This window comes from Ensifer sp. Root278, assembly GCF_001429285.1.
GTDB lineage: Bacteria > Pseudomonadota > Alphaproteobacteria > Rhizobiales > Rhizobiaceae > Ensifer.
Genome location: NZ_LMJJ01000003.1, coordinates 108,942 through 122,747 on the forward strand (window position 1 = coordinate 108,942; position 13,806 = coordinate 122,747).

Annotated in this window: 7 protein-coding genes; all 7 read left to right on the plus strand. The window is 60.2% G+C overall.

Annotated features, from left to right (window positions below):
* Window positions 1-417 precede the first annotated feature (417 nt).
* Window positions 418-3,102, plus strand: coding sequence for a PD-(D/E)XK nuclease family protein (locus tag ASE60_RS04600; RefSeq protein WP_057248562.1), 2,685 nt, complete (start codon window positions 418-420; stop codon window positions 3,100-3,102).
* On the plus strand, window positions 3,102-6,248 hold the full coding sequence (locus ASE60_RS04605; protein ID WP_057248563.1) for a UvrD-helicase domain-containing protein: 3,147 nt from the start codon (window positions 3,102-3,104) through the stop codon (window positions 6,246-6,248). The genes ASE60_RS04600 and ASE60_RS04605 overlap by 1 nt, the downstream gene beginning before the upstream one ends.
* Before the next feature lie 286 nt (window positions 6,249-6,534).
* Complete coding sequence (locus ASE60_RS04610; protein WP_244495536.1) at window positions 6,535-7,083, plus strand: GIY-YIG nuclease family protein; 549 nt, start codon at window positions 6,535-6,537, stop codon at window positions 7,081-7,083.
* Between the two features lie 257 nt (window positions 7,084-7,340).
* Complete coding sequence (locus ASE60_RS04615; protein ID WP_057248565.1) at window positions 7,341-8,540, plus strand: DUF6361 family protein; 1,200 nt, start codon at window positions 7,341-7,343, stop codon at window positions 8,538-8,540.
* A complete protein-coding gene (locus ASE60_RS04620; protein ID WP_057248566.1) occupies window positions 8,537-10,342 on the plus strand; it encodes a hypothetical protein in 1,806 nt (601 codons plus the stop codon). The genes ASE60_RS04615 and ASE60_RS04620 overlap by 4 nt, the downstream gene beginning before the upstream one ends.
* 2 nt (window positions 10,343-10,344) lie before the next feature.
* Complete coding sequence (locus ASE60_RS04625) at window positions 10,345-13,302, plus strand: DEAD/DEAH box helicase (protein WP_057248567.1); 2,958 nt, start codon at window positions 10,345-10,347, stop codon at window positions 13,300-13,302.
* 46 nt (window positions 13,303-13,348) lie between these two features.
* Window positions 13,349-13,801: a hypothetical protein gene (locus ASE60_RS04630; RefSeq protein ID WP_057248568.1), complete on the plus strand. Its 453-nt coding sequence runs from the start codon at window positions 13,349-13,351 to the stop codon at window positions 13,799-13,801.
* Window positions 13,802-13,806: the final 5 nt, after the last annotated feature.

Here is a 13,806-nt window from a genome sequence, read left to right on the forward strand (position 1 = left end):
GGTGAACTATCGAGCTGGAAGCAGTTGATAACTCGACGCCCCAAGACGGGTTGAACAGAAAGGAATTTGTTGATGGCCAAGAACACAGGAGACGGGTACCGACGCGGCGCCGTAACCGGCAGAACTCAGTTTGAGCGGCAAGATGGAATGTACCAGAAACGTGACGAGCGCACGGGACAGTTCATGGAGGTGAAGCAGACACCGGGCAAGTTCAAAGGGGTGGCCAAGGAGCCCGACGGCCGCGACACAGAGAACTCGTGACGATAGTTCGGATTGGCGCGGCAAAGCATTTGCTACCAGCGCCGCGCCAGGTTCGTCGCTCACTCTTCAAAATGATTGATCCTCCGCGCCGGCGAGTTGTTCGTTTACTGTTTGAGCGGGGGCGGGTGTAATTAAGCGCAAGCAGGGGCTGAAAACATGCATTTGGTATTCGGACTGTCCGCAGACGGCCGGGTGTATCCCGAGGCAACCGGGGCGGCGGGCGCCATCGACGCAGCCGTGGTAGGCCCCGCCGGTCTTGTCAGCGCCATTGAGGTCCAGCTCGGACTGCTCGGCCCGAGCGCTTCCCGTGCCGTACGGATCGCGAGCTACCTCTCCAAGCTCCAGTCTGCGGGCGTTGGCCGCTTCTGGAATGGGTCTTTCGAGAAGGATCCCTGGTCCACTGCGGCGACCCTGTTGGAATGGCGCGACAATCTCATCGCGGCAGGATGGCAGGGCAATCCCGTCGGGGCGGGCCGGATCGACGACCTGGCCGCGGCGGAGCTTGCCGGCACGATGTTGCCCCTTGGTCTGACCGATCGCGCAGTTCGCTTACTTGCCGCGTTGCCAAGCCGTCGTGGCCTGCGGATCAAACAGCTGACGTTGGTGGAGCCGCAGGAATTGCTGCCTCCGCTGTGGCGAGGGCTGGTAGAAACGCTACGGATTGCCGGCGTCTCGGTCGATCAGCACGACGGTTGTGCAGCAGCCGCAGAAGCTTCCGACCTTCGAAAGGTACAGAGCGCGCTCGCCGGCGAAAGACGAGAGCCGCTCGAAGGAGACGGCACGTTCGTTGTAGTCGAGGCCGATACGGAACTCATGGCCGCGGAAGCTGTTGCCGATTGGCTGGCTGCCAGTCCGCCTGAGGAACGCGCGGGAACCGTTGTTCTGGCCCCGGGCGGAGACACGGCACTACTCGATCATGCATTGCGGACACGCGGCCTTCCTGCCCTTGGACTTTCAGTTTCATCGGCCTGGCGTGGTGCGCTCCAGGTGTTGCCGCTCGCATACGCCGCTGCTTGGCAACCATTCGATCCGCGAGTCCTTCTCAATCTACTCATGCTTCCTCGTCCGCCGATCTCACGTTGGGCGGCAAGGCGACTTGCCCGCGCCTTGAGCTCGGAGCCAGGTATCGGTGGTGCCGCCTGGCTCAATGCTTGGGGCGAGATCGAAGCGCGGCTCTTGGAGATGCACGTCGAGCTTGAGCCGAAGGACGCGAGGAAGAAGGCTGACGCTGTGCTTGCCGAATGGCGCACGTGGACTGATGTCGGTCGCTTCGACAAGATCGCAGGAATTCCGCTCATTGAGGCGCAGGCGATTGCGGGCCGAGTGGCCGCATGGGCGTTGCGCGCTGATGCCGGGCGCAACGACGGGCTCTTGTTAGCAGTCGCCGGTGCGGCGGGTGCCGTCGTGGACGCGCTCAACCGGTTGGAGCTGGAGGTCATTCCGGCATTGCTCCTTGAGCGAATCATCGGTCAGGTTCTGTCAGAAGGCGTAGCCAATCCAGCGCATGTTCCGGAGGCAGGAAACGTGCGCGCTGTGCGTTTCCCCGGAGCAATTTGGTCTGCGGCGCCCCGCATAATTTGGTGGGGGTTCGTTGGCCCAGGCGAACGCGTCTTCCGCGGCCCTTGGGACCGAGCCGAGGTCAAGGCTCTCGAGGCAGTGGGCGTTACCCTCGAGCCTTCCGCCGAGGCAGCGCGTAGGATTGGAGCCGGCTACACTCAGGTTCTGCAGCGCTCGGCAGAGCGGGTGGTTTTTGTGCGGCCGGCGCTTTCACGAGATGACCACACCACGTTGCACCCTCTGGCTCACCAGTTGAAGCCCATCCTTGAAGGCGCTGCCGACGGGGTGGCGTTCAAAGCGGAGCGTGCCCTGCGCGAACCCGATGCAATACTCTCAGGACGGGTTCTCGCCCGTCAGACCGCCGAGATCGCGGAACCGCCCGTTGGCGCTGCTAAGTGGACCTTGCCTTCTAGCGCGGCCGCCTTGATGGAGGGACGGCGAGAAAGCGCGACGTCGCTTCGCCGACTCCTCAACTGCCAGTTCGGTTGGTTCGCTCAGGATGTGCTGGGCGTGCGGCCCGGCCGCTTCGCCGAGATTCCAGGCTCGGACCAGCTCTTCGGAAACCTCGCCCATGAGATTGCGCGACGGTTGCTTCCTGCCGGGCCACCGCCGCCGCTCGAGGGTGTTCGCGCCACGGCCAGGGATCTGTTTGAAGTCCTGCTGCCGCAGATTGCCGCTCCGCTGTTGCAGCCCGAACTTGCTGGCGAGCTCTCCGCCGCCCGCGAGCTTGTGCCAGCTGCCTTGGTGTCGCTCGTGCGTTTGCTGCATGAGCGCAAACTGGAAGTCGTTGGCTCGGAACTGGAACGCGAAGGTTCTCACCAAAATCTCGCCCTTCAGGGGAGGTTGGACCTGCTCGTCCGCCGCGGGTCGCGGGTCGCTGTCCTTGACCTGAAATGGACCCGCTCCGAGCGGCGTTATCGGGAGGAAATCGCCGAGGGGAGCGCCGTTCAGTTGGCCGTATATCGTGCGATTGCGAATGACGCCGGCGCCCAGGGTTCAGGAGGCTACTTCCTGCTGCGCCAGCGCAGCATCCTGGCCGGTGAGGGGTCGATCCTCACCGACCGACCGATCGAATCCGAACGCTCTGACAGCGAAACGCTGGACATGGTTGCGGGTGATTGGAAGCACTGGCGTGATCTCGCCTCATCGGGCGTTTTGGTGGCGGCCGGTTTCGAGGACGCCTCCGAGCACCGGCCTGAGGGTCTTGCGTTCGAGGCGCCGAAGGAACCTTGCCGCTTCTGCGATTTAACGAGTCTGTGCCGTGTCCAAGTGGAGACCATCTGATGCGTCGACTTAACACCATCACGGCAGCCGCTGGTGCCGGCAAAACCACGCGTATCGTCGCCGACATTGCGCGAGAGGTCACCATCCGTTCGCCAGAAGAAATCTTGGCGACGACCTTCACGATCAAAGCCGCTGACGAACTTGTCGAGCGCGCCCGGGCGAAGCTCTTCGACGGGGGGAACACTGAAGCCGCCGTGCGTCTTCTTGGGGCAAGTTTTGGCACCGTGAACGCTGTGTGCGGCCAGATCGTCAGTGACTTTGCGATCGATCTGGGACGCTCGCCGTCAACGAGTGTTATCGGCGAAGGCAACGAGGCTTTGGTCTTCAGTGTAGCCGCGGATGCCGCCATTGCGGCAAGAGCCGGCGTGCTGAACCTTCTGGCCGAACGCTTCGGCTACAATGACCCAAGGCGTCCGGATAGCGGTGAGCCACCGGACTGGCGGCGCACGGTCCGAGCCATCGTCAATTTGGCCCGAGCCAACGGTCTCGATGCCACAGGCCTACTAGCGTCGGCAGAGCGCTCGGTCGAAACCTACCGAGGGCTCCAGCCACCGCCAGCTGTGGACGGCGCAGCGCTGGACGCAGCAATCGCAGCGGCGCTCGCGGCCGTCATGGCCGCCCGTCCGGCAAAGTTAAGCAAGACTGCGGAAGGGCATCTGCCAACCATTCGTGCTGCGCATGAGCGCGCGTTGCGCGGGGAGGCGCTCAACTGGTCGATATGGGCAAAACTGACGAAGGTCGCCTGCGCGCGGACCAAGGATGGACCGGCCTACGCAGAAGCCTTGGACGATCTGATCGCTGCTGCCGGGCGTCATGTGGATCACCCACGGCTGCGGGCCGAGACCGAGCAGTTCGCTCGTGAGACGTTCAGTTGTGCAGCGGAGGCCCTGACCTCCTATCAACACTGGAAGGCCGAGCGTGGTCTTCTCGATTTCACGGATCAGGAGGCGCTCGCCCTCGAGGTGTTGAAGGATCCTATTCGCGTTGGGCGGCTGCGCGAACGCGTTGGCCGGGTGTTCGTGGATGAGTTTCAGGATTCCAGCCCGCTGCAGCTGGCGGTGTTTTCGGCTTTGGCGGAAGTCGCTGAGGAAAGCACCTGGGTGGGCGACCCGAAACAGGCAATCTATGGCTTCCGCGGAGCCGATACGGAACTCACCCAAGCCGCTTTCACTGGCGCCGGCGTCACCGCGGAACCGCAAGACGTGCTCTCGAAATCCTGGCGGAGTCGTCCCGGGGTGATCGAGCTGTCGAACGCTTTGTTTACCCCGGCTTTCGAGCGGATGGGCTTGCCCGCGGCTCAGCACGCATTTTCCGGAGCTGAGCGCTCGGATCTCGGGTTCGATCAGCCGCCAATCGCCTGGTGGCCGCTCCTTGGCAAAGTCGAAGAACAAGCGCAAGCGCTGGCAGAGGGAATTCGTGACTGTCTGGCAGATGCCGCGCAGTGGATGGTCGAAGGACGCCGACGCGAGCATCGTTCCCTTCGTTCTGGCGATATCGCTGTCCTTTGCCGTACGAACACCGATGTAGCTCGGTTTGCGCGGGCACTCAGCCGAGTTGGCTTGCCGGTGGCCGTGGAGCGCTCCGGTCTGACGCGTACACCCCATGTCGAGCTGGTTCTGGCGGCCTGCCGTTGGCTGGCCGACGCCACCGACCGGTTGGCGCTCGCTGAGCTTGCCCGGTTCTTCGGCAGCGATCCGCTGTCAAACGACTGGCTGAATGCGGCAGCCGTTGAGGACTCCGCCGCGGCACTGCGCGCAAGAGTTCCTGTCGCAGACGAGCTTGAGCGGCTCCGGGAGCGCGTGCTGAACTTTACGCCCGCCGAACTAGTGGATTCGGTGCTCGCTTTGCCGGCGCTGATGGCGCAGATCGAACAATGGGGCGACCCGGCTACCCGCTTCGACGACCTCGAGGCGCTGCGTGGCTTTGCCGCCGCCTATGAAAACGAATGCTCCTCCTCCGGGACACCGGCGACGCTGCACGGCCTGCTCCTCAGCCTCGAGGACGCCGATCCAAAACGACCCCCGAGCCTTGCCAAAGACGCAATCCAGGTAATGACCTACCATGGCGCGAAGGGTCTGGAGTGGCCCATGACCATTCTGACAGGGCTCGCGTGGGAGCCGAAGGCTCGGCTGTTTGAACCGGTGGTGGAGGTCGAGGGCGAGGTCGACTGGCGCGCGCCGCTCGACGGGCGTTGGATCCGCTTCTGGCCGTGGCCTTATGGCCAGTCTGGTAAAGACAGCGCGCTGGAAATTGCGGCGTTCACTTCCGAGTTCGGTCAGACCGCCTGGCGCCGCGCCGTGCAGGAAGACATCCGACTCCTCTATGTCGGGGTGACGCGCGCTCGCGACTATCTTGTATTCGCGCCGCCAGCCAAAGGGGAATTGAATTGGCTGAGATTGCTGGATGACCGTGATGGTGCCCGACATGTTGTTCCACCGTCGGCCGACGACAATCTATTGACGGTGGGGGGCCGAACCTTTGTTGCGTATGTCCGGCCGCTTGCAGCGGATGGCGCGCCGGAGGAACGTTACGCGCAGCCATCTTTCGTCCGGCCGCGAAGCGCTCCCGCTGAACGGCCTCCGCTATACCTGCGCCCCAGCGACGCCGAAGGAGGCGATTGGAGGGTTGTGGAACGCGTGAACCTCGGCGGGCGCTTGCCGATCGATGGGGTCGCAGACATGGCGGCGCTCGGTGAAGCTTTGCATGCCATCATTGCCTATGATGACTCTACTCGAGATAGAGCACAACGGCTTGCGGATGCCGACGCGGCGCTCACGCGTTGGGGGGTGAAGGGGTTCGCCGCGGCCGGGGCGCTAATCGCATCCGACAGGCTATCTGCCTGGCTCCGAGGCCGCTGGCCACATGGAAATATGCTGCCTGAGGCGCCCGTGACGGCGCGGTTCGGCGACCAGCTAGTTCAAGGCAGGATCGATCTGCTCGTGAACTTCGACGATGGTTCGGCGATCGTCGATCACAAGAGTTTTCCCGGCCGGATGGATCAGTGGGAGCCGCACGCCCTACGCTACGCGCCACAACTTGAACTATATAGCGAAGCTGTAGCGACAATCTCCGGCCAGCCGTGCGATGAGCTTTGGATACACATGCCTGTAGTCGGTGCCCTACTGCGGGTGGAGCGTCTCGAGTGAACTGACTCGGTTGTCGACCATTCGTGACGCAATTGCGCGCTCGACTGAAGGACGAGGCAGATGCGAGCCAGGTCTTGCGCACGAACGTTTCGGTTTCGCGTAGCCCAGGATCCGGTTTTTACATCCAAAGACAGCGCTGGTTCACGATCGATGATTCCGATGCCATTCTTCTCGAACGTCCGAAAGCCCTTGCGGAAACGCTGACGCGGGTACCAAGAGTATCGCTAAAACTGGATGTCACGCCATGACAAAAGCTAACCAAATCCGGGAATTAGGAGCTGCGGGCATGAAGCCTGCAGAGATCGCGAAGCGCTTGGGCATCAGATACCAACACGCCTACAATGTGCTCAACGCCCAATCCACCGCAAGAACCGCAAATGTTGTCCCTAAGAGTTCCGGCGTCGAAACGTCCTCTGTGGGGTCGGCCGGGAAACCACGTTTGCAGGTTGACATTCTCGTGGCGAATGGGTTCCGGCGCGTAGGCAGTTGGATACTTTCGGGCGACAGCCTCGTGTTGGAAAGTCCAGTGCCGAACGAAGTCGGCGTATATGCCTTCGTCAAGGCTGGTACAGCCCAGTACGTCGGAGTGGCCACCATGGGTTTGTCCAAGCGGCTGTATTTCTACGGGCGGCCAGGCGTTTCCCAGCGAACAAGCCAACGGCTGAATACGATCATCAAGGCCGAGCTGCTCGGTCCCGATGCTATCGAGATTTACGTTGCATCGCCGCCTGACCTCGAATGGAATGGCCTACCGGTACACGGTAGCGCCGGCCTCGAACTCGGCCTTATCAAGCGATACGCGCTCCCCTGGAACATGCGGAGCGCCAGTAAGTAGAGGTTATTGACCTCGACACTTGAGGCACCTGAGTTGGTCGTCCATTTCGGCAGGCGCATAGTGGGAGTGGGTAGCCACCGTGCCTACCCGGAGCCAGCACCTGTCGGCGTTCGTTGCCAAAGTTCGCACCCGTTGGCCGAGCAAAGGGACTAGGTTTGATCAGTCCGCAACTTTCGCGCTTTAAGGTTGATTAAGCTCTTGGAAATATGATCGACCGCTTGTAACCTCCCTCGTGGGGAAGGGGCTGTGTGCTTGTGATGCGCAATACCGACCCGGCCATGGGCTGGTTCACGTTGTCCGAGTCAGATCGTGCCTCTGCAGCACGATATCTCGACATGCTCTCAACGATGGATACGCGCGACGAACTTGGTTTCGGGGCGATGCACTTTGCTTATGCCGATCGCTTCTTTCCCGGAACTTCAGTGCAGCACGCGCGGCTGCGTTATGTTTTTTTCGTCGCTTGGACCTATGAAGAGTTACGTCAAGCGACTGCTGGCCAACCGTTTCCGTTCGAGATGATGAAGGGCATAGAGGAACGATACTCGCGTCGGCTGATGCAGACTGTTCCGGTGCTTCAGAACTCGGGCATTTCGGGGTGGATGAAGTACCGGGACAACCAATTACCGGTGGTGCCCGCCAGTCGGATCTATTGGAGTTCACTACGGTCTTGGCACCTGCTTAATCCCGTTCACGAACGCCACGATCCACCCAGCCAGAGAGATTTGCATCGATCTTGGCCGAGATTGGTGCGTTACGAAGATGGGGGCGACAGCGCGCGTGCTTCCTCGGCTATCCTCTTCGACGGCTTGCCGGCCGCGCCTCCTGATTGGCGACAGAAGCGTGGCCGATTGCCATTCGAGCTTACCCATCATGAGGCCGCCTACATCAGACACAGATGGCGTTCGGTAAGAGCAATCGATGGAGAACCGCCCCTTCTCAGCAAACTTGTCGAGGCTGGCATAACACCCACGTCCCTCTGGTCTGATAAGATTCAAAAAGTGGCTACCCCCCGTGAACGCTCTGCGCTTTCCTATGCGCGGGGTGCGGCGTCCCTTGCCTGCATAGCGCGCGCTGCGTACTCGGCACTCGTTGAACAGAGACGAAATCGTGATCTTGACCGTAGTGACCGGGTCCATTTCGACGCGCTTCCAGAATTGATCGACGCGCATCGTTCGCAAGTACTGGAGCTTAACGTGGAAGGTTTGACCCGAGATGCCTCGCTAGACACCGGGCTCTATCTATTCCTGAAACGAATTCAATCGTGGGTAAGCCACAAAGGTACGCTTGCCGATATCGAACCCGCGATCGTTCGTCACGAACAGGACCTTAAGGATGATCGTGCATATTTGTCGAATGAAACACGCCGCGCTGATTGGAGCAAGGGCATCGCAGAGCCACTCGACTACCGTTGGTCAACGGTGCGAGGCCTCATCTCGGAGGTGCTTGAGGCGGCATGAGCTTTGAGCGAACCAATCAAATTTCGATCTATGCTGCCCTCAGCCCGCGTTGGGATCAGGTTGTCTCAAGGGCAGTGGTGACCACTTATTCGTTGGACCTCGTAGCGATGCTGGGACTGGTTCTCAGCTTGGGTGGTCAAGGCGAAGCAGAATTCGACGCAAGCCCCCTCGGCCTCGTTGATGCGTTCGAGAGGGTCCGGGGAAAGCTGCTCGTTATGCACCAGCTAGGCAGGGTAGCAGTGCCTTCGAGGCATCGATCCATTCTTCCACTGCTCGACACGATGCTGCACGCAGTGTCTGCAGACGAACGGAAGGCGAGCTGGCACCCTAAGCTGGCGCTAGCGCGCTACGACTCCAAAGTGGGCGCGGAGTGGCGTTTTTGGATCGGAAGTCGGAACCTGACTGGATCGACCGACCTTGATGCGGGTCTGCTTCTCATTGCAGACCAAGGGAAGGGCGGTCAAGTGCTCGGGGATATCGCCGAACTTGCCGCTGGCCTGCTGCAAGAGGCGCGATGGTCTCCGAGCGAACTGGCCGAACTTGGCAGACTGAAATGGCGGGGGCCTCCAGGCGTGGTCGTGCGGCGCCTGTTCTGGCGACGTGTCGGGGAGGAACGCTCATTTCTTGACATTCCGACATCTGGGAAGCCGGAGAAGCTCGTCTGCGTCTCCCCGTTCGTAAACCGGCAGGGGCTGCGTGAGCTTCGCAAAGCTATACCGGTTCCAATGACGCTGCTCACGACGGCTAGGGCAGCTTCGGACTGCGCTGGGTTCGAAGGAGTTGAATTTCGTATCGCTGGAACGCCGGAACCAGAGGCGCAGGTTAGTGCGGACATCCCTCACAACGCCGGGGAGGAGGAATTTGCTTATGCGCCCACCCGTGGAGTGCACGCCAAACTGATGATGACCCTCGGCCGGAAGACGGCAGATCTATGGCTGGGAAGCGCGAACCTGACCCGTCATGGCTTACGGGGTCCCAATGCAGAAGCGACTGCCATTGTTAAACTGTCGAATCCGGAAATCGCTGAGAGCCTCAACACGTTCGTTCAAACGAGCCTAGATTTCCGTATCGATACCGATGATCCAGAGCGGCTAGCCAGCGAGCAGGCGCGGCGCGCGTTAGACCAATATGTCTCCAGCCTGCTCGAAAGTTCCATGGTGCTCAGGGAGAGTGGGGACAGCCTGCTCCTCGAGGTAAATCCCAATTTTGATCAACTCCTCAGCGTGATTCAAATCTCCGTCGCCAGCTTTGTACTGCGAGACACGTGGGTGGTTTGGGAGACTGGGATGACATCTATCCGGCTCTCCGACAGGCCACCGCTCCGCGAGCAGACGAGTCTTGTCACCTTCCGTGTTCGCAGCCGGCGCGATCCCGTCATCGAGCGGACTTGGACGCAGCGGGTCGAATGGGCCGAATTTGACAGCGCGCGCCGTGACCACGCACTGCTTGCTCACTATATCGGCGCGCCACGATTTCGCGCGTGGTTGCGCTCAATCATGGACGATGTTGACGCGACCAGCGGCGAGCGATGGAGCGATATCGGGAAGGGATCCGAATATCGCGGCCGAGAGGGAAATCCCTTTGCAAGCCATTTCACCTTAGAAAGCTTGCTCGCGAGGTGGACACGGGATCCAGATGCTTTCGAGGCGAAGGTATCGCATTTGGCAACTATGTTGGCGTCTTTCCGCGAGGCTTTCGAAGACTTGCCCGACGAAGAGGAACGGATCGCAGCTCTAAAGGAGCTCGATGAGGTCGAGCCGTTTCTAATGGCGATGATCGCCGCTGTGATGATGGAGAACTAGGGATGTTGGAGCCCTTCCAACACGCGACTGTCGAGGCGGCAATAGCCACCCTCTCGGGAAATGGGCCTCGTCGGTTCCTGATTGCCGACGAAGTGGGTCTCGGAAAAACAATGATCGCGCGGGAGATAGCCCGCGCCTTGAAAGGTAAACGGGCGCATTTCAACGTACTTTATCTCTGCCCAAGTCTCGAAATAGTGGGGCAGAATCGAGCGAAATTTATTGAACTGACCGGCATTGAAGAGGAACAGTATACACTTGGTGAGGACAGACTCAGTCTGGTTTCCGCCAATCCTCCTCAACGGGGCGATGGGTTTCGGATTTACGCCTTTACCCCCGAGACAAGCCTGCCCGGCTGGAAGCCGGGGATCAGAACTGGAAGGAAGGCAGAGCGCGAGCTCATCCGCCGTATAGTCGATCCCTATCCGCCTCTGCTCAAACAGCTGTTGGCGTTGGATAGGGCGCGCAAATCAAGGCCACTGCTTCCCGGGTCATCAGGTGACCTGAGTGGTTTTTCGCGGAAGGGCCTTGATCGGGCGCTGCGAGATGTCTTTGCCTGCGAAAAAAAATCATTCAGCGTTGTTGTCCGCGAATGGTTGGAGAGGGGCGATACGGGCATCGCCGAGTTTATTGGCCGGGCGCGGTCAGCGATGGCGCTCGCGACACTTCGCTCGGGCGAGCACCGGCCAGATCTGATCATCCTCGACGAATTCCACCGTTATGCGGACTTGATCCTTCCGCAACCGGAAATGAGCGTAGCGCCGATACGCCGTGAGCGCGCACGGATACATGGGCTGTTAATCGAAGCACTACTTAACGGCCCACAGCGTCCCGGCATTCTCCTATTGTCGGCCACACCATACCGACTACGGCGCCTGAGCGGCGAGGACTTGCATCCGGTCGAGCACTATCGCGCTCTAATTGACTTGGCGGGCTTTTTGACAGCCAATCGGGAGAAGCAGAACGAAGTCGAGTCGGCGATGCGCGCCTATCAAGGTGCGTTGCGTGGCAACGACCAGCCCGGTGAAGTCTCCGAGGCCGTCAAAAGCGCAAAAAGACGAATCGAGGCGGTTCTCCGGCCGGTAGTAGCTCGAACCGAGCGGGCACTGGTCCATGAAGACGACCTGTTCAACCGCCCCAAATTTCCAGTTAGGGTCGAGTCCCGCGATTTGGAGATTTTTCGCCATTTCGCGCGATCAATATCGGGTGCAGATGGGAAATTAAGAGGCTGGGCCCCGGCCCTTTGGAGCTCGGTTCCATATCCGAACCAGACATTGCATGGGTATGCCCTTTGGCCTGCCATTGTGAAGGCTGGTCAGCCCCCGATTGAACTGAACGGGCGCGACCCGCCTGCGCATCCTCAACTTCGCGAACTAGCAAAGATTGTCGGGGACGCACGCCAATTGAGTTTGCCCTGGCAGCCGCCGACGCTGTCGTGGTGGCGTCTTGAAGGCCCTTGGGCAGACAACAGCTTTGCGCCAGGCAAGACACTGCTATTCAGCAAATGGCGCGCGGCGCCCACTGCCATTTCGGCAATCCTGTCGCTTCAGTTGGAAGAAGACGGCGGGGCGCGCCGGGGAGTGGCGAAGAGATCAAAGCCAGCTCTTCTTCGGCCTGGCGGGGGTGATAGTAGTGCCCTCGTGGGCCTGTTCATGCCCTGGCCGACACTCGCTCACGCGATAGAGCCGCTCAAGGACAGCGATATCTCACTCCGGCATGTCCGAAGGCGCGCACGGCGAGATCTTGAAACCTTCCTAACTCACCGGTTGGTCAGATTAACCGGGGCTCGTAAGCGCCCCATATGGGAGGTCGCGTGTGGTCTCGAACGTTATCTATCGCAACGTGGCTTCCAGAGGCTGCTAGGCGCGGCTAAGCAGGCGAAAACAGGCAAGGGCGGCCGACTGTGGTCCGAAATGGCGGGCATTGCCGAAATTTCACCGGCGGAGCTCCATGCCCTCGCCGATCACCTATTGTCGGCACCTGGTTCTATCCTAGCGAGGTGCGCGAGACGGCACAATGTGCCTACAGATTCAGCGGCGGCAATGCGGTCGTTATTTCAGTTCTCATGGGGACGTCTACGCGGGTATCTCGGTCATCGTTCCTTCGCCCGTCTAATCGGCCGCTCGTCCAGGCTAAAGCGCTATCCGGACGTGCTCTGTGAGGCAACCTTGAAGGGCGGTTTTGAGGCCGTCCTTGACGAGCAGATGAGTGTGTTGTGCGATCTTGGCGGCATCCGACCTAAGCAAATACTGCAGGAGCTGGAAGAAAGCCTCCTCGATAGGCCCGGTCGTGTAAGGCTTCGTCGCAAAGGAAGGGTCGCCGACCGCATCTCCGTGCAAGCTGTAGTCCCTTTTAACGGAGGAGAACAACAGCGTGCTTCGAAGAAAAAGGGTGGCAAGATGCGCAACGACGCCCTGAGAAAGGCGTTCAACTCGCCATTCTGGCCACACTTGCTTGCCACTACGTCAGTGGGGCAGGAAGGGCTAGATTTCCACTTATGGTGCGATCGTATAGTTCACTGGGATCTTCCGAGCGACCCCGTCGATTTTGAACAGCGCGAGGGGCGGATCGCACGATACGCTAGCCTGACCGTTCGACGATCAATTGCAAAAGATCATGGTGAGCGCGCGCTGGAATCAGGGGTTGCGAGCAGCGCAAGCCCATTCAGCCAGTTGCTGAAAACTGCGCGGGAGCAGCCCTCCACACACACAGGACTAGAGACTTGGTGGCTGCCGCGCCACGCCAAGCCGGTGAGCGTCACGTTCGACTGGCAATTCAGCCTTAAGACGGCCCGTAAGGAGATGATGCTGCAGGATCTGTTGTATTACAGACTAGGACTTGGGCAACCCGACCCGGAGGCATTCATGAAGATGCTGAAAAGGATCGATGCGTCTCCAGCACTGGCTCGGAGCCTGGCAATTAATCTCGCCGCCATTGGATCGGATCAAGAGCCCGATCACTAGCGAGGAACTCTACGGCGCGAGTTCCTGTTTCGCACAAAGGGTATGCATGGCAATCGATCTTAAAACGCTGCAAGCGATGAGTCCTGAGCGGCGCGCACAACTCTACGAGAACGCGAAAAGGAAGCGAGATGATGGCGGTCAAGCCATTATGGACCTTCTAGACGGTTCTGGCTTGCCTCTTCGTTCTGGAGGCATGACGCTCAACGATCCAGTATATCTCGCGATGGAAGAGATTATTTGGTCTCCGGCCGGGCAAATACGACTTCGCGAAGCAGTCGAACAAGGGTTGCCGGCGCTCGCTGGCGTAGAGCCAATGATCCGAGAAGCCTTGGGAGAGCGTTACCACCCGCATGATCTGGGTACCGCGAGTGCTGGGGCGATAGTTGCGGAAGTGATGCGCCACATGGGATTTACGCAATCCGGCACGGGCAAAATGCCAGAAGGTTCTGTGGCCAAGACAGCAAAACTCTGGGCGCCGAAACCGCGTCGCTCTGTATGACCTCG